18 protein-coding genes are annotated in these 20,643 nt (G+C 40.0%); 14 read left to right on the forward strand and 4 right to left on the reverse strand.

Annotation, left to right across the window (positions count from 1 at the left end; genetic code table 11):
- Positions 1-35 precede the first annotated feature (35 nt).
- Positions 36-1,433 (reverse strand): class II fumarate hydratase, encoded by a 1,398-nt coding sequence (fumC, locus tag ACS5PU_RS14730; protein WP_439459916.1) that lies wholly within the window; start codon positions 1,431-1,433, stop codon positions 36-38.
- A 197-nt stretch (positions 1,434-1,630) separates the two neighbouring features.
- Between fumC and rsgA the strand changes: the two genes are divergently transcribed.
- On the forward strand, positions 1,631-2,551 hold the full coding sequence (gene rsgA / locus ACS5PU_RS14735) for a ribosome small subunit-dependent GTPase A (RefSeq protein WP_439459917.1): 921 nt from the start codon (positions 1,631-1,633) through the stop codon (positions 2,549-2,551).
- A gap of 106 nt (positions 2,552-2,657) precedes the next feature.
- Positions 2,658-3,611, forward strand: coding sequence for a Smr/MutS family protein (locus tag ACS5PU_RS14740; protein ID WP_439459918.1), 954 nt, complete (start codon positions 2,658-2,660; stop codon positions 3,609-3,611).
- Positions 3,612-3,759: 148 nt separating this feature from the next.
- Here ACS5PU_RS14740 and ACS5PU_RS14745 read toward each other — a convergent pair whose 3' ends face one another.
- From ACS5PU_RS14745 to ACS5PU_RS14755, 3 genes are all read right to left on the reverse strand, one after another.
- A complete protein-coding gene (locus tag ACS5PU_RS14745; RefSeq protein ID WP_439459919.1) occupies positions 3,760-4,452 on the reverse strand; it encodes a hypothetical protein in 693 nt (230 codons plus the stop codon).
- Between the two features lie 2 nt (positions 4,453-4,454).
- A complete protein-coding gene (locus ACS5PU_RS14750; protein ID WP_439459920.1) occupies positions 4,455-4,961 on the reverse strand; it encodes a hypothetical protein in 507 nt (168 codons plus the stop codon).
- A 71-nt stretch (positions 4,962-5,032) separates the two neighbouring features.
- Complete coding sequence (locus ACS5PU_RS14755; protein WP_439459921.1) at positions 5,033-5,764, reverse strand: intradiol ring-cleavage dioxygenase; 732 nt, start codon at positions 5,762-5,764, stop codon at positions 5,033-5,035.
- Between the two features lie 353 nt (positions 5,765-6,117).
- Between ACS5PU_RS14755 and ACS5PU_RS14760 the strand changes: the two genes are divergently transcribed.
- From ACS5PU_RS14760 to ACS5PU_RS14815, 12 genes are all read left to right on the forward strand, one after another.
- On the forward strand, positions 6,118-6,417 hold the full coding sequence (locus tag ACS5PU_RS14760) for a hypothetical protein (protein WP_439459922.1): 300 nt from the start codon (positions 6,118-6,120) through the stop codon (positions 6,415-6,417).
- 137 nt (positions 6,418-6,554) lie between these two features.
- Entirely contained in the window at positions 6,555-9,857 is a 3,303-nt protein-coding gene (gene secA, locus ACS5PU_RS14765; RefSeq protein ID WP_439459923.1) for a preprotein translocase subunit SecA, read from the forward strand.
- Between the two features lie 101 nt (positions 9,858-9,958).
- Positions 9,959-10,186, forward strand: coding sequence for a hypothetical protein (locus tag ACS5PU_RS14770; protein ID WP_439459924.1), 228 nt, complete (start codon positions 9,959-9,961; stop codon positions 10,184-10,186).
- Positions 10,187-10,589: 403 nt separating this feature from the next.
- Positions 10,590-11,033, forward strand: coding sequence for an SPOR domain-containing protein (locus tag ACS5PU_RS14775; protein WP_439459925.1), 444 nt, complete (start codon positions 10,590-10,592; stop codon positions 11,031-11,033).
- Positions 11,020-12,204 carry a M20 metallopeptidase family protein gene (locus tag ACS5PU_RS14780; protein WP_439459926.1) on the forward strand — a complete coding sequence of 395 codons (1,185 nt, stop codon included), beginning with the start codon at positions 11,020-11,022 and terminating at the stop codon, positions 12,202-12,204. The genes ACS5PU_RS14775 and ACS5PU_RS14780 overlap by 14 nt, the downstream gene beginning before the upstream one ends.
- 108 nt (positions 12,205-12,312) lie before the next feature.
- A complete protein-coding gene (locus tag ACS5PU_RS14785; RefSeq protein WP_439459927.1) occupies positions 12,313-13,254 on the forward strand; it encodes a hypothetical protein in 942 nt (313 codons plus the stop codon).
- A 184-nt stretch (positions 13,255-13,438) separates the two neighbouring features.
- Positions 13,439-15,007 (forward strand): serine hydrolase, encoded by a 1,569-nt coding sequence (locus tag ACS5PU_RS14790; protein WP_439459928.1) that lies wholly within the window; start codon positions 13,439-13,441, stop codon positions 15,005-15,007.
- 23 nt (positions 15,008-15,030) lie between these two features.
- On the forward strand, positions 15,031-15,690 hold the full coding sequence (locus ACS5PU_RS14795) for an SGNH/GDSL hydrolase family protein (protein WP_439459929.1): 660 nt from the start codon (positions 15,031-15,033) through the stop codon (positions 15,688-15,690).
- Between the two features lie 495 nt (positions 15,691-16,185).
- Positions 16,186-16,485: a GIY-YIG nuclease family protein gene (locus ACS5PU_RS14800; RefSeq protein WP_439459930.1), complete on the forward strand. Its 300-nt coding sequence runs from the start codon at positions 16,186-16,188 to the stop codon at positions 16,483-16,485.
- A 285-nt stretch (positions 16,486-16,770) separates the two neighbouring features.
- On the forward strand, positions 16,771-18,768 hold the full coding sequence (gene dnaG, locus ACS5PU_RS14805) for a DNA primase (protein ID WP_439459931.1): 1,998 nt from the start codon (positions 16,771-16,773) through the stop codon (positions 18,766-18,768).
- Positions 18,769-18,984: 216 nt separating this feature from the next.
- A complete protein-coding gene (locus ACS5PU_RS14810; RefSeq protein ID WP_439459932.1) occupies positions 18,985-19,350 on the forward strand; it encodes a YraN family protein in 366 nt (121 codons plus the stop codon).
- A 1-nt stretch (position 19,351) separates the two neighbouring features.
- The gene (locus ACS5PU_RS14815) at positions 19,352-20,410 is read left to right on the forward strand and encodes a glutaminyl-peptide cyclotransferase (protein WP_439459933.1); all 1,059 of its coding nucleotides are present in this window, start codon (positions 19,352-19,354) and stop codon (positions 20,408-20,410) included.
- The last annotated feature ends 233 nt before the right edge of the window (positions 20,411-20,643 follow it).

The raw sequence follows: 20,643 nt of genomic DNA on the forward strand, positions 1-20,643 counted from the left end.
CATTCTCCATTTGGGAATGACGATAGGTTAAGCATTTATTTTAAGCTGCCAACCATATCTTCTGGTCGTACCCACTCATCAAACTGTTCGTTGGTTAATAAGCCTAACTCAACCGCTGCAGCCTTTAAAGTTTTATTTTCTTTATGTGCCTTTTTAGCAATTTTAGCTGCGTTTTCGTAACCTACATGTGGGTTTAAAGCCGTAACCAACATCAACGAGTTTTGTAAATGTTTCTCAATTTCAGGTAGGTTAGCCGTAATTCCTTCCGCACATTTATCAGTGAAAGAAACGCAGGCATCGCCAATTAAACGTGCCGATTGTAATACGTTGGCCGCAATTAAAGGCTTAAATACGTTCAGTTCGAAATGGCCCGACATGCCGCCAACAGAAACTGCAACATCGTTACCAATTACCTGCGCGCATACCATGGTTAAAGCTTCCGGTTGGGTTGGGTTAACCTTACCTGGCATAATTGAAGATCCCGGCTCATTATCCGGAATAACAATTTCGCCGATACCGCAACGTGGGCCCGAGCTCAGCATCCTTACATCGTTAGCCACTTTCATCAATGCCACGGCAGTACGTTTTAACGCGCCCGAAAGCTCAACCATTGCATCGTGTGCAGCCAAAGCTTCAAATTTATTCGGCGCCGTAACAAATGGAAGTCCGGTTAAATCGGCAATTTTTTTGGCTACTAAAACATCATATCCTTTAGGTGTATTTAAGCCTGTACCTACTGCAGTACCGCCTAAAGCCAGCTCGGCAACCATAACCAAGGCATTTTTAATCGCCCTGATGCTATTGTCGATCTGCTGTACATAACCCGAAAATTCCTGACCCAAAGTAAGGGGAGTAGCATCCATAAAATGCGTACGGCCGGTTTTGGTAATGCCCGAGAATTCAGCTACTTTTTTAGCCAGGGCATCGCGTAGTTTTTCTAAACCCGGAATGGTATTTTCAACGGTTAATTTATAAGCCGCAATGTGCATTGCAGTTGGATAAGTATCGTTTGATGATTGTGATTTGTTTACATCATCATTAGGATGCAGTACTTTTTTATCATCAGCTAGTGAGCCACCATTAATTACATGGGCACGGTTGGCAATCACTTCGTTTCCGTTCATATTGCTCTGCGTACCAGAACCCGTTTGCCAGATCACCAAAGGAAATTGATCATCCAGTTGACCGGCAATAATCTCATCACATGCTTGGGCGATTAAATCAGCTTTATCAGCAGATAATACACCAAGTTCGGTATTGGCCAAGGCCGCCGCTTTTTTCAGGTATCCAAAAGCATGGATAATCTCTTTTGGCATCGAACCTTCAGGGCCAATTTTAAAGTTATTGCGTGAGCGTTCGGTTTGTGCACCCCAGTATTTATCAGCTGGTACCTGCACCTCGCCCATGGTATCGTGTTCTATTCTGAAACTCATTATATTTTGATTTTTTGTTGTCGCAAATTTAGGTTTTTTGCCTTTTAATGCGTTGGATTTATGTAAGATATTTGGTGGATTGTAAAATATAAGCTTAAAATTTAGGCTTAAGTTAATCCATTAACCGCAATAGGCTAATTTTTAACAGCGCCGGTAGCTTCTACCAATGAAATCATATTCATACCTTTACCGCAAATATGCAGGGATTAGTTATTAAATCTACAGGTAGCTGGTATAATGTGCTTGCCGATAACGGCGAACGTTACGATTGCCGCATTGTGGGTAAATTTAGGATTAAGGGGATTAAAACAACTAACCCAATTGCCGTAGGCGATAGGGTGAAGTTTGAGCTGGAACGCGATAGCAATCAGGGCCTGATCAATGAAATGCTGCCCCGCAAAAACTATATCATCCGCAAATCGATTAACCTGAGCAAGCAGGCCCAAATATTGGCGGCCAATTTGGATATGGCCATTTTGGTGGTCACCCTGGCTTCACCACGAACTTCCTTAGGCTTTATCGACCGTTTTCTGGTTACAGCCGAAGCATACGATGTACCTGCCGTTTTGGTGTTTAACAAGCTCGATCTTTTTAGCAAAGAAGGGCTGGAAATTCTTCAGGAATTTAAGCACATTTACGAAAATATTGGCTATGCCTGTTATGAAGTTTCTGCGCTGAAAGGCATCAATATCCCGGTTATTCAAGAGCTGATAACCGATAAAATTACTTTAATTTCAGGTCACTCAGGTGTAGGTAAATCGAGTTTGATCAATGCCTTGCTGCCAGATCGCGATTTGAGAACGGGCGAGGTATCAGACTGGAGCGATAAAGGCCAGCATACCACCACTTTTGCCGAAATGTTCGAACTGCCGCAGGGCGGTTTCATTGTAGATACCCCTGGTATAAGGGAATTAGGCGTTATTGATATAGAAAAGGAAGAACTCGGCCATTTCTTCAGGGAGATTTTCGAAACCTCGCACAATTGCCGTTTTAACAATTGCCGCCACATTAACGAACCTGGCTGTGCCGTTATTGAAGCCGTAAACAACGATGAAATTGCAGTTTCGAGATACGAAAGTTACCTGAGCATTTACCACGGAAACGATACTAGACATTAACCCCCAGCCCCTTAAGGGGAGCCGAGCGGCTGGGTGAAATTTGTATAAATTATAATAATTATCACTAAATAATATGGAGAAGTCCCCTTTAGGGGATTTAGGGGCTATGAAATTCAAATTAGGCGATTTTGTCCGTTTTGTTGATGAAAAACGTGAAGGCTACGTAACACGGATTATTGATGCACAGACTTTGGGTGTAACCGACGAAGATGGTTTCGAGATTCCGGTTGCTGTGGGTAATTTAACTTCCGTTCACGGTCATGGTGTAGTGGCAGAAGAAATAGATCAGCCCAAGCCCATACAGGTTAATGTGCCCAGCGTTAACAAAATCGAAAATGGTATTTATGTGGCTATAGCAACCGACGATAAGGCGGGCAATGTGGTCCATTTCCACTTACAAAATCAATCGCCTAATATTTTACTGGTGACCCTAAGCACCGAAAGAAAAGAGAAATATGCCGGTGCTTTTCATGGCATTATCCCTTCCTATGCATCAACTTTGGTTTATTCTGCCTCATTGGCCGATTTGGATCTTTGGCCTGAATTTACCTTCCAGGTTTTGGTGTTCAGCAAAGCGGATGTTAAGCCTATCGATCCTTTGGTGATCCGCAAGAAGTTTAGGGCAAAAGATTTTGGCAGCGAACAGAAAGAATTGCCACAATTAAAAAATAAAGGCTGGTTAATCCGTTTGGATGATCTGGTTCCGGTAACCATCGATGCGCAGAAGCTGAAAGAGAGTTTTTTTAAATCGCCCGCCGAAAAGAAAACCGTAGCAGCACCTTCGAAAGAAATAGACCTGCACATTGAGAAATTAAGAGATGATCATCATTTTTTAGAACCGGATGAAATGCTGCAGATCCAACTGGCGCATTTTCAAAATGCTTTAGATGCAGCCATTGTTCATCACTACGATAAAATGATCTTTATCCACGGCTCTGGTAACGGCACACTGCGCGATAAAATCCACAAGCTGATCAGTAAAAACCCGCACATTAAAACCTATATGGATGCCAGAAAAGAAAAGTTTGGCTACGGCGCAACCGAAGTGGTGTTTAAGTAATTACCTATCGTGATATTGATATTTTGGAAAGGATTGAATGATTGAATGAATGAGAGAATGAGAGAATAGGTATTACGCCCCAATCATTCAAAATTCAATCATTCAAAAATCACTCATTCACTCATTCAAAATTATCTAATTCAATCATTCAAAAAGAAAACTCCAAAACCACTACAATGGCATTATTGCTCAGTGCTTCCAGCTCAACCTCTTCAATATCCCAAAGCGCTAAACCATCTCTGGCATGCATTAAACGGCCTTCAATTTCGAAAGCCCCATCTATAACAAAGCAGTAAAACTTATTGCTGTGGTTTTGCATCCGGTAAATAGCCTCTTCACGTCCGGCAAAAATACCGGCACTTAATTTAAAGGGTAATTTCGGATTCGAAATAATTTCTATCAACTGGTTCTGGTCTTTTTCAAAATCGAAGCTGTACAGCATTTCGCTCGGTCTCAGTAAAAAGAAATCGGTTTTAATGCCCAATTGAATGTAGTTTATCCTGTCGTTGGGGTAGGGGTTGCTAATTTCCAGCACCTCGCCTTTACCCGTGTTGAGTACCTGCACTTTGCCGGTATCAACCGAAAACTCTTTGTTGCCCTGAACCACATCAATACCGCCGGTAACCGGAAAAAAGATTTGAAAGGAATCTTCTTTTGAAAGAAAAAAAGTAACCTTTCCGCCGTTGATGGATTCATCGTTGCATAAAAATAAATCACCAACAGGTGCTTTGTGCTCGCTGTAAAATTTTTCGAAATTAAAAGTACTGTATCTGCTCAGTACCGAGCTTTCTGCCAGGCCACGCTGATCGGCTAAAAATATTTTTCCAGGTGTTAGTTCCATGGTTAATCGGTTTGTTTTATAGAATGAATACTCACAAAAGGCTGCATTTCAAAAAGATTGGTATAAACTTCATCCCCCTGGGTTTCTTTAAACTGCGAAATCAATAACTGGTTCCCAATGGTTTCGTGCCAAACTAAGGGTTTTGAGAAAAAGTTGATGGCTATTTTGTGTTGTTGCACATCTTTGATGTCCGAATTGATCAGCTCGAACTTAAAATGCTCAAAGGTTAAAAAACGCCTGCCCAGATTATCCAGAATGTCGGGTATTATTCCGTTCAATTGCCGTAAATATCCCGTTATTGCCGCACTTACCAAAAAATGTAGTTTTTCGGCATCGGGTACGTGCAATAATATTTCGGCAAATGTGGTAAACTGTTGTTCCTGGTTGTAAAGCTGCGACTGCATTTTAAACTCAGCAAAACTATCTTCATGCACAAATTTGCTCCATGGATTATTATCCGTTGCATCGATTATTTTTCGATAACATAAAACGATCACCTTTTTCGACATGGCATAAAATTAAAAAAGACGTTAAGAAAACCCAACGTCTTTGATGAAAATAAAACAATTATAAGGATATACTATGCTTTCACGTTTACTTTAAAGCTAAGGTCGAACCCAGCTGCCAGCGTTCCGGTAACGGTTGCAATCTCAATACCTGTTTTGTCATCGCTAAAAACGTTGTCGGCATTGTTGTAGGTATAACCGGTCATGCCTTTGCTGTAGCCGTTTACCAAAGCCACCGAAGATCCGCTGCCTTCAGGGAAGGCAATCTGGGTAACCATTAACGATGTTCCTGCTGCACTGTACACATGTACATGGATATGGGTTGCGCGGCCACTGTACCAGCCCGGAAAAATTGTGGTAAAAGTTACCAGGCCATTGGCATCGGTAGTTTGGCGGCCACGTAAAAAATGTACCGATTGATAATTGGTGCTCTGCATCCCTGATCCCCCATATTCTGAGTAATTTCCTTCAGCATCGCAATGCCAGATATCAACTATGGCGCCGGCCAAACCAGCGCAGCTATTGTTCAGGTTGCCAATGGTAATTTTTGCTGTTAATTTATAGCCTGTACGGCCATCGGTAATATCGCTGCGCACATATGATGCAGGTACCTTAGTCGGAAAAGGGCCTTCAGTTTCTGTTGGGGCTACTGTACAGGTGCCATTGGTACTGGTAGTGGTGCCCGCCGTGCCAGAACCCGAAGTGCTGGTGCCATCCATAATGCTGCTTTTTTTGCAGGCCTCAATAATCACTGGAGTTGAGATGGCCCCGATCATTAAACTTCTGATGAAATTTTTTCTTTCCATAAGTTGAGTGTTTTGCTTTGTTACCTTAAAGTTGCACCAAAAGAATTAACTGTAACAAATGTATCGACAAACGCTTGCTTTGAAACGTTAAAGACCGAGCGGTGGACATCATTTTGCACTATATCAGGTATTTAAGGGGATATAAGCTTACACGCATTTAATTCCCCTCTTTCAGAGGGGTGTCCGATAGGACGGGGTGTTTTTTATCTCTACATAGAACTGTCGCACGCAAGCATAGAACTGTCGTCTGCATCAATAAATTCATAAGAGACCCCTGCAGAAAATTAAGGTATGCTTTTTGCTCTGGTCAGATTTCTTTTTATAAAAGATTAAAACTAGCTTTGCCGCTATTAATGAAACACCTGGTTACCATATCGCTTGTATTTTTTAGCTTAACACATTTGGCAAAAGCCGAACGCGTTGAAGGGCTTAGGATATTGAACGAATATTGTAACGAACATAAAATCGGAGTTAATGCAACTGATACTGCCCCAGTTCAGCTCAACGAACGCCGTAACCCTTATTTATTATCATACACCAGCCTAGCTATAATTGGAACTCAAACGCCACTTAAGGTTGCAAAATATGTAAGCATAAATCAGGTAATTACTGATTTAACCATCAGGAAAAAACCGAAGAACAACAGTCCTTAACTTACCTTTCCCCAAAAATCTTTAATAAGATTTTATGCTCCATTTATATCAGCAACTGCCAAACTGACTTAGTACAGACAAATGGCTTGGTTGTTGTAACACACCATTTTTTTATAATACATACGATTTAAAATATAATGTTAGGATTTTTAGCGAAGATTTTCGGAAGTAAATCAGAAAGAGATATAAAAACCATCCAGCCCTTGGTGGTTAAGATTAATGAACACTACAGTAAGCTTTCAGCGCTTAGCAATGATGAGCTACGTGGTAAAACCATAGAATTTAAAGAAAGAATTTCCACTTTCTTAACTGAAATCGACGGAAAAATTTCGGCCCTAAAAGCCGATGCAGAGAGCGAAGATTTAGATCTTCACCAAAAAACAGCTATTTACGATCAGGTTGATGCCTTAGGTAAAGAGCGCGATGCAGAATTGGAAAAGGTATTGTTAGAAATCCTTCCAGAAGCTTTTGCTGTAGTTAAAGAAACGTCACGCCGCTTAAGCGAAAACGATTACCTAGAAGTTACCGCAACTCAATTTGATAGAGATTACGCGGCGAAAAAAAACAACGTTAAAATTGTTGGCGATAAAGCACAATGGGCCAATAAGTGGGATGCAGCTGGTACAGAAGTAGCCTGGAACATGGTACATTACGATGTACAGTTAATAGGTGGTATTGTTTTGCACAGCGGTAAAATTGCCGAAATGGCTACGGGTGAGGGTAAAACCTTGGTAAGTACATTGCCAGCCTATTTAAATGCACTTGCAGGTCAGGGTGTACACATTGTTACCGTGAACGATTACCTTGCACGCAGGGATAGTGAGTGGAACGGACCTTTATTCGAATTCCACGGTTTAACAGTTGATTGTATCGACAAACACGAGCCAAACTCTGAAGAAAGAAGAAGGGCTTATGCCGCAGATATTACCTATGGAACAAACAATGAGTTCGGTTTTGATTACCTGCGTGACAATATGTCGCAAACACCTGATCAATTGGTGCAGCGTAAATTGCACTTTGCCATGGTGGATGAGGTCGATTCAGTATTGATTGATGATGCCCGTACACCTTTAATTATCTCAGGTCCGATCCCGCATGGCGATCAGCACGAATTTTATGAGTTAAAACCACGTATCGAACGTTTGGTTAATGCACAAAAAGCATACGTTACCCAAGCTTTAAATGAAGCCAAAAAATTAATCAACGCCGGTAATACCGGAACCGAAGAAGGCGAAGGCGGTTTAGCTTTATTGCGTGCTTACCGTGGTTTACCAAAAAACAAGGCATTAATTAAATTCTTGAGCGAAAGCGGTGTACGTGGCCTGTTGTTAAAAACAGAAAACCACTACATGGCAGATCAATCTAAGAACATGCCTAAAGTAGATTCAGAACTGTATTTCTATATTGATGAGAAAAACAACCAGGTAGAATTAACCGAAAAAGGTATCGAGCTGATTACCCAATCGGGCGAGGATCCTCATTTCTTCGTATTGCCTGATGTAGGTACCGAAGTGGCAGAATTGGAAAAATCTGATCTTCCTTTAGAAGAAAAAGTGGTTAATAAAGATGCCTTAATGCGTGATTATTCTGTAAAAGCAGAACGTATCCACTCGGTTAACCAATTGTTAAAAGCCTATACCTTATTCGAAATTGATGTAGAGTACATTATCGATGAAGGAAAGATTAAAATTGTTGATGAGCAAACTGGCCGTATTATGGATGGCCGCCGTTACTCTGATGGTTTGCACCAGGCAATTGAAGCTAAAGAAAATGTAAAAGTTGAGGATGCAACCCAAACTTATGCAACAGTAACCTTGCAAAACTACTTCCGTATGTACCACAAGCTTTGCGGTATGACAGGTACAGCAACTACCGAAGCAGGCGAGTTCTGGTCGATCTATAAATTAGACGTAGTAGAAATCCCAACAAACAGGAACATTTCAAGAAAAGATGAGCAGGATTACGTTTACCGTACCGTTCGCGAAAAATATAATGCCGTTGCCGATGAGATTGTAAAATTAACAGAAGCTGGCCGCCCGGTATTGGTGGGTACAACCTCTGTTGAGATTTCGGAATTGTTGAGCCGAATGCTTAAACTTCGTGGTATTAAACACAACGTATTAAATGCTAAAATGCACCAGAAAGAGGCCGATATTGTAGCCGAAGCTGGTCAGGCAGGAACAGTTACCATTGCAACCAACATGGCCGGTCGTGGTACCGATATTAAATTAGGCCCAGGCGTTAAAGATGCCGGCGGTTTGGCCATTGTGGGTACCGAGCGCCACGAATCGCGTCGTGTAGATAGGCAGTTGCGTGGTCGTGCAGGCCGTCAGGGAGATCCGGGTTCATCTCAGTTCTTCGTTTCACTGGAAGATAACTTAATGCGTTTATTCGGTTCAGAAAGAATATCGAGCATTATGGTACGTATGGGTATCGAAGATGGAGAAGTGATCCAGCACTCTATGATTACCAAATCTATCGAACGTGCACAGAAAAAAGTAGAAGAAAACAACTTTGGTATCCGTAAACGTTTATTGGAGTACGATGATGTGATGAACTCGCAGCGTACCGTAATTTATGCCAAACGTAAAAATGCTTTATTCGGCGAGCGTTTAGATGTAGATATGAACAATATGGTTTTCGATGTTGCAGAAGATATCGTTACCGAATACAAAGAAGAATCAAACTACGATGGATTCAAACTGGAAGTAATTAAAAACTTCTCGTTAGATACGGCCATTACCGAAAAGGAATTTGCTTCAACCAATATCCCTCAGTTAACCGAACGTTTGTTTGATGAGGCAGAAGCATTTTATGCGCGTAAATCTGAGGCAATTATCCAACAGTCGTTACCGGTTTTAACACAAGTATACGAAGAACGCGGTCAGCACATCGAGCAGATCATTGTTCCCTTTACGGATGGTATCCGCGGTATCCAGGTTGCAGTAGACCTTAAAAAGGCAATTGATAACAAAGGAAAAGAAGTTGTCCGTTCATTCGAAAAAACAATTGTTCTGGCCCTGATTGATGATAGCTGGAAAGAGCATTTACGTGAAATGGATGATTTGAAACAATCTGTTCAAAATGCAGTTTACGAACAAAAAGATCCGTTGGTAATTTATAAAATGGAAGCTTTTAACCTATTTAAAAGCATGCTGAATGCGGTAAATAAAGAGGTGGTAAGTTTCTTGTACAAAGGTGGTATTCCGGTTCAGCAGGAGCCAGATCAGGTTAGGGAAGCACCAGCTCCGGTAAAACAGCCAAAGTTACAAACCACTAAACAGGAGTTTGGTAGAGAAGAACCAGGCATTGAGTTTGGCGATACCCGTGAGGCCGTTCCTCAGCAGCCAATCCGCAAAGAAGCTACCATTGGGCGCAACGAACCTTGCCCATGTGGAAGTGGTAAAAAATACAAAAACTGCCACGGCGCTAATTTGTAATCAGAACATTATAATATATCAAGTCCCGGCATCTTTGCCGGGACTTTTTTATGCACGAATGTTTTATCTTGATAACAGACTTTTTTTAGTATTTTTGAGATATGGAAACATTAACCATAAAAATTCCAGAAGATAAAAAGACAGTTGTACGGCAGTTACTTAAAGAACTCGGCGTTACAATTCTCGATACGAATGCTAAAAGTAAAACCTTGGTTCTAACTACAGAACAACAAGAAGAAATTATTTCATCCCAAAAGCAAATTGAAAATGGCTTATATGTAGCTCAGGCTGCTATTGACGATGAAATAGAAAAATGGTTAAAAAAATAATATGGTCTCACAATGCAAGGATTAAGCTGTTTGCCATACTTGAGTTTTATGCTAAAAGAAATGGCAACAAAAAATATTCTGCCAAGCTTTACAAGAGATTTAATAAGCAAATAAAATTACTGATTAGAAACCCACAATTAGGGATTCAATCTTCAAAAGATAACATAAGAGGGTTAATCATACTTGATTATATCATTTTTATGAAAGCAATGATCTTCAAATCATCATTCATACCATCTGGCCCACCAATCAAAACCCCGACGATCTAATCATTTGAGCAGGCAACATTAAACTATTTGCACAACCCATAAAGAATGCCGATTTTTGCAAAGATTTCGGCATTCTTGTTGTTAAGAAGAAATGAGATAATAAATCTGCTCACCAAATGCCAATTACTTTATCAATGAAAAGAATAATAACTTTTATATCCTGTTTGTTCCTTGCTATTACTGCTTTTGCGCAAAAAGGAGAAGTAACAGTTATTAAAGATCCGCTAATTGATAGTTTAATTGCAAAGCGGATGGAAGTTTATAAAACTTCGGGCGAAGTTAAAATAGGAAAACCGATTGTTTCTGCCTTCGGTTACCGCGTACAGATTTTTTATGGATCGGACCGGCGGGAGGTTTTCAATGAGCAGGCAAGGTTTAAAGGCCTTTACCCCAAATTAAATACTTACCTTATTTATAAAGAGCCTAACTACTATATCAGGGTAGGCGATTTTAGAACCCGCATTGAGGCACAGCGCTTAATCAGCGAGCTGCGGCCAGCTTTCCCTACACTGTTTATTTTTAGGGAAAAAATCAATGCACCAAATTTAGATACCACAACAACCAATGATCAAAAATAAAATACAAGAACTGGCTGCCCACATTTTTAATGATGTGGTTGGCTACCGTCAACATATCCACGCCAATCCAGAATTATCTTTCAAAGAATTCGAAACTTCATTGTTTATCAAGGATAAATTAAAAAAATGGGGCATCGAATATACCGATTGCGCTAACACAGGTGTGGTGGGTTTAATTAAAGGCAACCTCCCGTCTGACCAAGTAATTGCCCTGCGTGCAGATATGGATGCCTTGCCCATTCATGAAGCGAATGATAAACCATACCGCTCTAAAAACCACGGCGTAATGCATGCCTGTGGCCATGATGTGCACAGTTCTTCGCTATTGGGAACGGCTTATATCCTTAACCAGTTAAAAGACGATTTCGGTGGTACAATCAAATTGATTTTTCAACCTGCGGAAGAATTATTACCTGGTGGTGCAAGCATTATGATCAAAGAGGGAGTGCTCGAAAATCCGAAACCACACCATATTGTTGGTCAGCATGTTATGCCGTTAATCGATGCCGGTAAAGTGGGTTTCCGTTCAGGTATTTACATGGCTTCAACCGATGAGCTTTACGTTACCGTTACCGGAAAAGGTGGCCATGGCGCGCAGCCACACCAAAATATCGATCCAGTGGTAATCGCTTCGCATATTATCATCGCGCTGCAGCAAATTGTTAGCCGTAATGCCGATCCACGTATCCCTTCAGTGCTATCTTTCGGTAAAGTAACCGCAAACGGAGCAACAAACATTATCCCTAATGAGGTTAAAATTGAAGGTACATTTAGAACTTTAGATGAAGATTGGAGGGCAGAAGCACACAAACGCATGAAGAAAATGGCCGAAGGTATTGCCGAGAGTATGGGTGGAAGCTGCGATTTCGACATCCACAAAGGATACCCATTTTTAATCAACGAAGAAAAGCTAACTGCCAATGCAAGGAGCTTTGCCGAAGATTTTTTGGGCAAGGATAATGTGGTAGATCTTGATATCTGGATGGCTGCCGAAGATTTTTCTTTCTATTCGCAGGTTACCGATGCCTGTTTTTACCGCTTAGGAACAGGCAATGCAGCAAAAGATACGCAGTATTCAGTGCATACCCCAAAGTTCGATATCGACGAAGACGCCTTAAAAATATCAACAGGCCTAATGGCTTACATCGCTCTGAAACAATTAGGGAACTAATAATGTAAAATGTAATTAGGTAAGATGGATTGGGGAAGGTTTTTTATCATCCATTTTGCATCTCACATCATCCATTTTACATTTCCCATTAAACATCACCCATTTTCCATGAAAAAGATATTTTTGTTTTTATTGTTTACGCTCGCGCTCAGTACAGGTTTTGCCCAAGAAATTCAACGGTTTAACCCCGATACCATTAAAACCATTACGCTCGATTCGACGGTAAACATTAAAGCCGAAAAGTTAAATGTAGAGATGTTTATTAATAAAGTGGTAAACGATACCTCTTTCTATCAATCGTTCAGGGATATGAAACGCTATAGTTTTATTGCCGAGAACCGCATTTACAGTTACGATAAAAAGAACAAGGTTGATGGTAAGATTTACCGTAAAATTAAGCACAATAACAGCGGCCCGTACAAAATGGAGTATCTGGTAAAGCAGGATACCGGTAAAATTTATAAGAAAAACGGTAAATACCAGCTTTACACGGTAGAAATGTTCGATTACATTTTTATGAATGCCTACAATACCGATTTTGTGCCCAATGCGCCTGCTGCCGATGGTAAAGGGGGTACAAATGAAAGTTATAAAGACAAATTAAAAACGTTGATCTTCAATCCCGGCCGGCCGGTTAAAGTTCCTTTTATCGGGAGCAAAACCGAAATATTTTCGGCCAATATGCGCCAGTACTATGATTATGGTTTTACCAGCGGTACCTATCTCGATTCTATTCCCGTATACCGTTTTAGAGTTTCGGTAAAACCCGATTTAAGCAGTTGGACAAAAGATGGGGTGATGATAAAAGAACTCGTAACCATTTTTGATAAACGTAATTTCAATATTCTGGGCCGTTATGTAGATATGAAATACAGCAACATGCTTTTCGATTTCGATGTACAGATGAATATTGAAATGGGATATTTTGGAGATGACAAACTTCCAACCAAAATTACCTATCAGGGCAACTGGGATTATCCTTTTAAAAAAGAAGAACGGGCCAGTTTTTTAATTGTACACAAAGATTACAGGCTCGAAAAGGGTAAATAAGGTTCGGTTAATATTTTACTTTATCAGGCCGCCGGTGCTTTATCATAATTGAAGAGTGTCATCTTGAGCCTGTAGAAGGGTTATGACGATTGCCTTTGGCAATAGAGATAAAATTTTATCATTCTGAATAAATATTAATCGAATTCAGGTTGTTATCTTTAAACGATTATTTAAACCGATCGATATGCAACTTTTTTCATCATTAAAATGCAGGATGCTTTCTGCCTTACTCCTGTTTTTCAGCCTTCACGTACAAGCACAGGTACTTTCTTCCAAGCAGATCGATAGTTTGGTCGAAAAAACCTTAACTACTTTTAATGTACCCGGAATTGCAGTATCGGTAATTAAAGATGGTAAAATAATACACTTAAAAGGTTACGGCGTTAGTTCTATCAAAACCAATAAAAAGGTAGATGAAAATACACTTTTTGGGGTAGCATCAAACACGAAGGCCTTTACAGCTGCGGCTTTGGGCATTCTGGTTGATGAAAAGAAAATAACCTGGGATACAAAAGTGACCGATGTAATTCCTGAATTTAAAATGTACGATGCCTACGTAACCAGCGAATTTACCATCCGCGATCTGCTTACCCACCGCAGTGGCCTGGGCCTAGGTGCAGGCGATTTAATGATCTGGCCTGATTCATCAACTGTAGATAAAAAACAGCTTATCCATAACCTCCGTTATTTAAAACCGGTTTCATCTTTCCGCACCAAATATGATTACGATAACCTGATGTATATTGTGGCAGGAGAAGTTGTGGCAAGGGTTTCGGGTGTTACCTACGAAGATTTTATTGAAGGCAGGATTATTAAACCTTTGGGCATGACAAAAACCGCCGCCTCCTGGTACCGCTTAAAAGATAAATCGAATGTAATTGATGGACATGCTCCATACGAAGGAAAATTATTGCCTGTAGGTTTAAGTTTCGGCGAAATTGCCAATGCTGCCGGTGGTATCTACTCAAACGTTACCGACATGAGCAAATGGGTAACAGCCATGATCAACGGCGGTAAATATGGCGAAACACTCGATAAGAAATTATTCAGTCCCGCAGTGGCAAGAGAGCTTTGGACACCGCAGACCATTATTGCTGGTGGCAATCCGGCAGCTTTTAGCAGCTATGGTTTAGGCTGGTTTTTAAGTAATGTAAACGGTAATTTTCAGGCCACGCATACCGGAGGTTTATCCGGAATTGTAACACAGGTTACCATTTTGCCCGAACTAAAGCTTGGAATCATCGTGTTAACCAACCAACAATCGGGTGCAGCCTTTAATTCCATTACCAATTCAATTAAAGATGGCTATCTGGGCATTAAAGGTCAGGATCGCGTTAAAACCTATAATGATAACAGACTCAGAAATGAAAAACAGGCCAATGAAATGGTGGCCAAAGTTTGGAATGATATTGCTGCCCAGCAAAAACTGACCACAGCCAAACCGGATAATAAAAATTATTACGGTACTTTTCACGATGCTTGGTTTGGCGATGTAACCATTAGCGAAGTAAATGGCAAAATGCATTTTCAGGCTAAAAATGCACCTAAATTAAAAGGCGATATGACTTACTACAAGGGCAATACTTTTATTGTGAAGTGGTACGACAGAAGTTTGGATGCCGATGCCTTTGTTAATTTTGGTTTAGATAACAATGCGCAGGCTGATGGATTTAAAATCGAAGCCATTTCGCCATTGACTGATTTTAGTTTCGATTTTCAGGACCTTGACTTTAAAAAGACCGATAAAAAATAACCTAACCAATTATACACATACAGATGAAAACATTATTAAGAACAAGTATTTTACTAAGCTTTTGCTTAATTGCATTAACCTCAATGACATTTAAACCAAAACGGATTATCTTTTTCGGCGATTCGATTACCCAACAGGGCGTTTCTAAAAACGGATATGTAACACTCATTAAAAAATCACTCGATTCTACCAAATACGACGTAATTGGAGCTGGAATTGGTGGGAATAAAGTTTACGATTTATACCTGCGCTTAGAAGATGATGTGTTAAATAAGAAACCTGATTTGGTGGTTATTTATGTAGGCATTAATGATGTTTGGCATAAGCAATCCTCTCATACCGGAACAGACTACGATAAATATTTAAAGTTTTATCAGGCCTTGATCAACAAAATTCAGGGAGTGGGAAGTAAAGTGGTATTAGTTACACCATCCGTTGTGGGAGAGAAAAAAGATGGCACCAATGAACTGGACGCCGATTTGAATAAATATGCCGAAGGAATTAGAACGCTGGCCGCAAAAAATAACCTTCCTGTATGCGATTTAAGGAAGATTTTTGCAGAATATGAAGCAAAAAATAATCCAGAAGATAAAGAAAAGGGAATTTTAACCGTTGATAGGGTGCACTTAAACGAAACCGGTAATAAATTGGTTGCCGATGAGTTATTGCCTTTGGTAAAGTAAGCCAAGTCGTCATTGCGAACCGAAGCAAGGTGTTGAGTGATGGAGTGAAGCAATCTTTCCTGTGGTGATAACTAATTGAGAGTAAATAATAGTATGAAAGATTGCTTCGTCGTACCTCCTCGCAATGACGATAATCAGTGGCCGTCATTGCGAACTGAAGCAAGAGTGTTGTGTAGTGGAGTGAAGCAATCTTTCCTGTGGTGATAACTAATTGAAAGGAAATAATAGTATGAAAGATTGCTTCGTCGTACCTCCTTGCAATGACGATAATCAGTGGCCGTCATTGCGAACTGAAGCAAGAGTGTTGTGTAGTGGAGTGAAGCAATCTTTCCTGTGGTGATAACTAATTGAAAGGAAATAATAGTATGAAAGATTGCTTCGTCGTACCTCCTCGCAATGACGATAATCACTGGCCGTCATTGCGAACTGAAGCAAAGGTATTGTGTAATGGAGTGAAGCAATCTTTCTAGTACAACGTTAATCTAAATTATAAAAATGGAAAGAGGTGGAACGGTTTACATTATAACTAATTATACCCATACCACGTTATATACTGGAGTTACTTCAGATATTGTGTTTAGAATGAAAGAACATAAAGTAAAAGAATATCTTAATTCTTTTTCGGCTAAATACAACACGGATAAACTTGTTTACTTTTGTTCTTACGATTCCATAGAGGAAGCAATCGCAGAAGAAAAGAGAATTAAAGGTGGAAGCAGGAAAAAAAAGATAAAATTAATAGAAGCTATGAATCCAGAATGGAAGGATTTATGGGAAATAGTGAAGGAATGGTAAAACTACTTTTTATCGTCATTGCGAACTGAAGCAATGGGCTGTGCTATAGAGTGGTGCAATCTTTTCTGTATGATAACGAATTGAAATTAATATAATAGCATGAAAGATTGCTTCGTCGTACCTCCTCGCAATGACGATAATCAGTTGCCGCCATTGCGAACCAAAGTAATGGCAAAGCGATAGAGTGAAGCAATCTTTCCTGTGGTGATAACTAGATTGGTGATAAAATAATAGCATAAAAGATTGATTTGTTCTGTTTCCTCGCAGTGACGATCAATAATAGGTATGATAAACCGCGAAACGATAGATAAGATAATGGATACCGCCCGCATTGAGGAGGTAGTTGGGGATTTTGTGCACTTAAAAAAACGCGGAACCAGTTTAATTGGGAATTGTCCTTTTCATGGCGAAAAAACACCTTCGTTTCACGTTTCGGTAACCAAGGGTATTTACAAGTGCTTTGGTTGTGGTAAAGGTGGCGATTCGGTACGCTTCATTATGGATCATGAAAAATATTCATATCCAGAAGCCCTTAAGTTTTTAGCCAACAAATACAATATAGAAGTAGAAGAAGCCGAATTGAGTCCGCAGGATGCAGAAGCTCAAAGCGCTAAAGAAAGCCTTTATATTGTATCGCAGTACGCAAGTGCCTTTTTTGTAAAACAACTTTGGGAAACTGAAGAAGGAAAGGGGATTGGGCTGAGCTATTTTAAAGAACGTGGCTTTAGAGAAGATATCCTCAAAAAATTTGAAGTTGGTTATTCTCCAGATGTATGGGATGCCTTAACCCAAAGTGCTACCAATGCAGGCCACAATTTACCCTTTTTAGAGGCTACCGGCTTATCCATTAAAAACGATAACGGAAAAATTTACGACCGTTTCCGTGGCCGGGTGATGTTTCCCATCCATAACTTTACTGGGCGGGTTATCGGTTTTGGGGGTAGAACCTTAAAAACCGATAAAAATGTTCCCAAGTATGTAAACTCACCCGAAAGTGAAATTTACCATAAATCGAATGTGCTTTATGGTTTGTTTCACGCCAAAAAGGCCATCCGCGATTTAGATAACTGTTACCTTGCAGAAGGTTATGCAGATGTGCTTTCGGTACACCAGGCCGGGATTGAAAACGTTGTTGCCTCATCAGGAACATCATTAACCGTTGAACAGATTAAGCTGATTGGCCGTTTTACCCAAAATATTACCATTTTGTTTGATGGTGATGCAGCCGGAATAAAAGCTTCTCTCCGTGGTTTAGATATGATCCTCGAAGAAGGCCTAAACGTAAAAATCGTTTCTTTCCCTGATGGGCATGACCCCGATTCGTATATGCACCATGTTGGGGCGGGCGCCTTTAAAACTTATCTCGAGCAGAACCGTAAAGATTTTATCCTGTACAAAGCAAACGTACTGCTTAAAGATGCAGGCGATGATCCAATCAAAAGAGCTGGTATTATCCGCGATATTGTAGAGAGTATTGCCAAAATACCCGATCCCATAAAAGCATCGGTTTTTATCCGCGAATGCAGCAGCTTACTCGAAATAGATGAACATATTTTATTGGGTGAGCTGAATAAAATGCGTTCGGCCAAGCTTAAAAAGAACTTAGAAAGTAACCAAAGAGGCCATCAATCAGGTGCGCCAAAACAATCTTTTTCTTCCTATTCTTCAGGCCCTCCAGAACCACTTGGTCCACCAGATGATTTGTGGGACGATAGCGCCGGTCCTATGGGTTACGAGCCGCAACAGCCTGTTAAAGAAGAAGAGCATCAGGAAAAGGAGATTGTGCGTTTGTTACTCACTTTCGGGCATGAGTTTGTGAACTGGGATAAAATTGACGATATGTATATTGGCCCGTTCATTATGCAGAATTTGGCCGACGTAGAATTTGATGATCCCTTATGCAAGAAAATTATTGATTATTATAAATCAGAGATCGATAACGGACGGTTGCCAACAGCTAACCATTTTATCACCCACCAAGAACGTGAGATTGCCGATTTAGCCATAACCTTATCAACATCAGAACATGCTTTAAGCGAAAACTGGTTAAATAAGCACCTCATTTATGTAAAGGATGAAACAATGAACCTAAAAGCCACTATATTGGGCGGTATTTTTCACCTTAAAAAACGTAAAGTGGAAAAGATATTGATGAACCTTTTAAAAGAAATAAAAGAAGAAAAGAACGAGGATAACCAAATGATTTTGATGCAACGTTATGGCGTAATTAAAGGCGTGGAACGTGAAATCTCGAAATTCTTGGGATCAGTTATTGTTAAATAAAATGATTAATTGAGAGAAGGATTTAATAACTGAACGAGAGAATGATTGAATGACTGAATGGGGGAATGATAGCGTGTTAGTGGTAATTTGATGTTTATTCAGCTATTAAATCCAAGTCATTCACTTGTGATTTAAAATTTAGCCATTCAATCATTCACTAATTCAAAATTCACTCATTCAACAGCTCACTCATTCAAAATTCAATAATTACAGCATATGGCGCTTCACAACGATTTGGGCCGGGAGGGCGAAGGTATTGCAAAACTGTATCTCGAAGATAATGGTTACGAAATATTGGACGAAAACTGGACCCATGGCAAGGCTGAAGTAGATCTGATTGCTTATAAAAACGGGATTATGGTCTTTGTAGAAGTTAAAGCCCGTAGCTCGGTAGCTTTTGGCGAGCCCGAAGATTTTGTGCACAAAGCGAAACAGGTGCAGATGGAGCTTGCCGCAAACGAATATATTGAGATTATGAACCATCAAAATGATATCCGTTTTGATATTATTGCAGTTACATTTACAAAAGATAAAAATTATACATTAAAACATGTAGAAGATGCTTTTTGGCCTGAAGATTAATTTGATTAAAAAAATCGCATTTGTTGGCGTTGCATGTGCATTAGTGAGTTCATGTAAAAACGATGCCGTAACCAGTTACCGTAACTTTATTTCGCCAATGATTGGCCAGAATATCCCATCGGGCAATGAATTTGAAGTTAAAGTACAGTTTGGGAACGAACCTAAGGTAGATTCGGTAATTTACCTATTGGATACGGTTAAAATTGTTTCAAAAACTGATACATTAAGCGTTAAGTTCAAAACCGAAGGACTAAAACTGGGCAACCATTTGTTAACCGCTAAAATATACAGTGCCGGAAAATTAGAAGACATAACCTCCAACATCAATGTATTGGCTGCCAACGCTCCTGTAGAATATGGTTATAAGGTAATTAAAACCTTGCCGCATGATACTTCTTCGTATGTAGAAGGATTGGAATATCACGATGGCTTCTTTTATGAAAGTGCTGGCGATTATGGTCACTCGAGCCTGCGGAAAGTAGAGCCGGCAACAGGTCAGGTATTGCAAAAAACCGATCTGGATAAGCAGTATTTTGGAGAAGGGATTACTTTAATTGGCAATAAGATTATCCAGCTTACCTACCGCGAAAAAGTTGGCTTTGTATATGATAAAAGCACATTTAAGAAACTATCTGAATTTGCATACACTACAGGTAGAGAAGGCTGGGGTTTGGCATTTAACGGCGAAAAAGTATTCAATACGGATGGTTCCAACACTATATTTTTCCTGAATAAAGATAATTACCAAAAAATTGGTTCAATTGATGTCTTTGATGATAAAGGCCCGATCCAAAACCTGAACGAGCTGGAATACATTGATGGTAAAATTTATGCAAATGTATATACCACCAATAATATCCTCATTATTAACCCTGAAAATGGAGCGGTAGAAAGCAAAATAGATTTATCTGGTTTACTGCCTGCCGATTACTTTAAAACTGAAGACGAAAAGGCCAATAACGTGTTAAACGGAATTGCCTACGACAAGGCAGGAAAAAGATTGTTTGTAGCCGGTAAAAAGTGGCCACATATTTTTCATATTGAGCTGGTAAAGAAGTAGTTAAAGGGATTGGAGATTTCTATAAAAGGTAGCAATTCCAAAATAGATCTCTCCACTACCATCGACAAAACCAATAAAAAAATCGTCATCTCGATCCGATAGCTATCGGATGCAGCGCAGCGGAATGGAGAGATCTATTGGTAAAGATTTCTCGACTACATTATATTCCGCTCGAAATGACGATCTCTGGGGAATTGTAATTCGTATTGTTTATGCAATAAATCCGAACCCAG

This window comes from Pedobacter sp. GSP4 (assembly GCF_051857575.1).
Classification (GTDB): Bacteria; Bacteroidota; Bacteroidia; order Sphingobacteriales; family Sphingobacteriaceae; genus Pedobacter.

Excerpts from the sequence above, each read along its gene's own strand:
- fumC (WP_439459916.1), bottom strand. The coding sequence starts at position 1,433 with ATGAGTTTCAGAATAGAACACGATACCATGGGCGAGGTGCAGGTACCA.
- rsgA (WP_439459917.1), top strand. The coding sequence starts at position 1,631 with ATGCAGGGATTAGTTATTAAATCTACAGGTAGCTGGTATAATGTGCTT.
- ACS5PU_RS14740 (WP_439459918.1), top strand. The coding sequence starts at position 2,658 with ATGAAATTCAAATTAGGCGATTTTGTCCGTTTTGTTGATGAAAAACGT.
- ACS5PU_RS14745 (WP_439459919.1), bottom strand. The coding sequence starts at position 4,452 with ATGGAACTAACACCTGGAAAAATATTTTTAGCCGATCAGCGTGGCCTG.
- ACS5PU_RS14750 (WP_439459920.1), bottom strand. The coding sequence starts at position 4,961 with ATGTCGAAAAAGGTGATCGTTTTATGTTATCGAAAAATAATCGATGCA.
- ACS5PU_RS14755 (WP_439459921.1), bottom strand. The coding sequence starts at position 5,764 with ATGGAAAGAAAAAATTTCATCAGAAGTTTAATGATCGGGGCCATCTCA.
- ACS5PU_RS14760 (WP_439459922.1), top strand. The coding sequence starts at position 6,118 with ATGAAACACCTGGTTACCATATCGCTTGTATTTTTTAGCTTAACACAT.
- secA (WP_439459923.1), top strand. The coding sequence starts at position 6,555 with ATGTTAGGATTTTTAGCGAAGATTTTCGGAAGTAAATCAGAAAGAGAT.
- ACS5PU_RS14770 (WP_439459924.1), top strand. The coding sequence starts at position 9,959 with ATGGAAACATTAACCATAAAAATTCCAGAAGATAAAAAGACAGTTGTA.
- ACS5PU_RS14775 (WP_439459925.1), top strand. The coding sequence starts at position 10,590 with ATGAAAAGAATAATAACTTTTATATCCTGTTTGTTCCTTGCTATTACT.
- ACS5PU_RS14780 (WP_439459926.1), top strand. The coding sequence starts at position 11,020 with ATGATCAAAAATAAAATACAAGAACTGGCTGCCCACATTTTTAATGAT.
- ACS5PU_RS14785 (WP_439459927.1), top strand. The coding sequence starts at position 12,313 with ATGAAAAAGATATTTTTGTTTTTATTGTTTACGCTCGCGCTCAGTACA.
- ACS5PU_RS14790 (WP_439459928.1), top strand. The coding sequence starts at position 13,439 with ATGCAACTTTTTTCATCATTAAAATGCAGGATGCTTTCTGCCTTACTC.
- ACS5PU_RS14795 (WP_439459929.1), top strand. The coding sequence starts at position 15,031 with ATGAAAACATTATTAAGAACAAGTATTTTACTAAGCTTTTGCTTAATT.
- ACS5PU_RS14800 (WP_439459930.1), top strand. The coding sequence starts at position 16,186 with ATGGAAAGAGGTGGAACGGTTTACATTATAACTAATTATACCCATACC.
- dnaG (WP_439459931.1), top strand. The coding sequence starts at position 16,771 with ATGATAAACCGCGAAACGATAGATAAGATAATGGATACCGCCCGCATT.
- ACS5PU_RS14810 (WP_439459932.1), top strand. The coding sequence starts at position 18,985 with ATGGCGCTTCACAACGATTTGGGCCGGGAGGGCGAAGGTATTGCAAAA.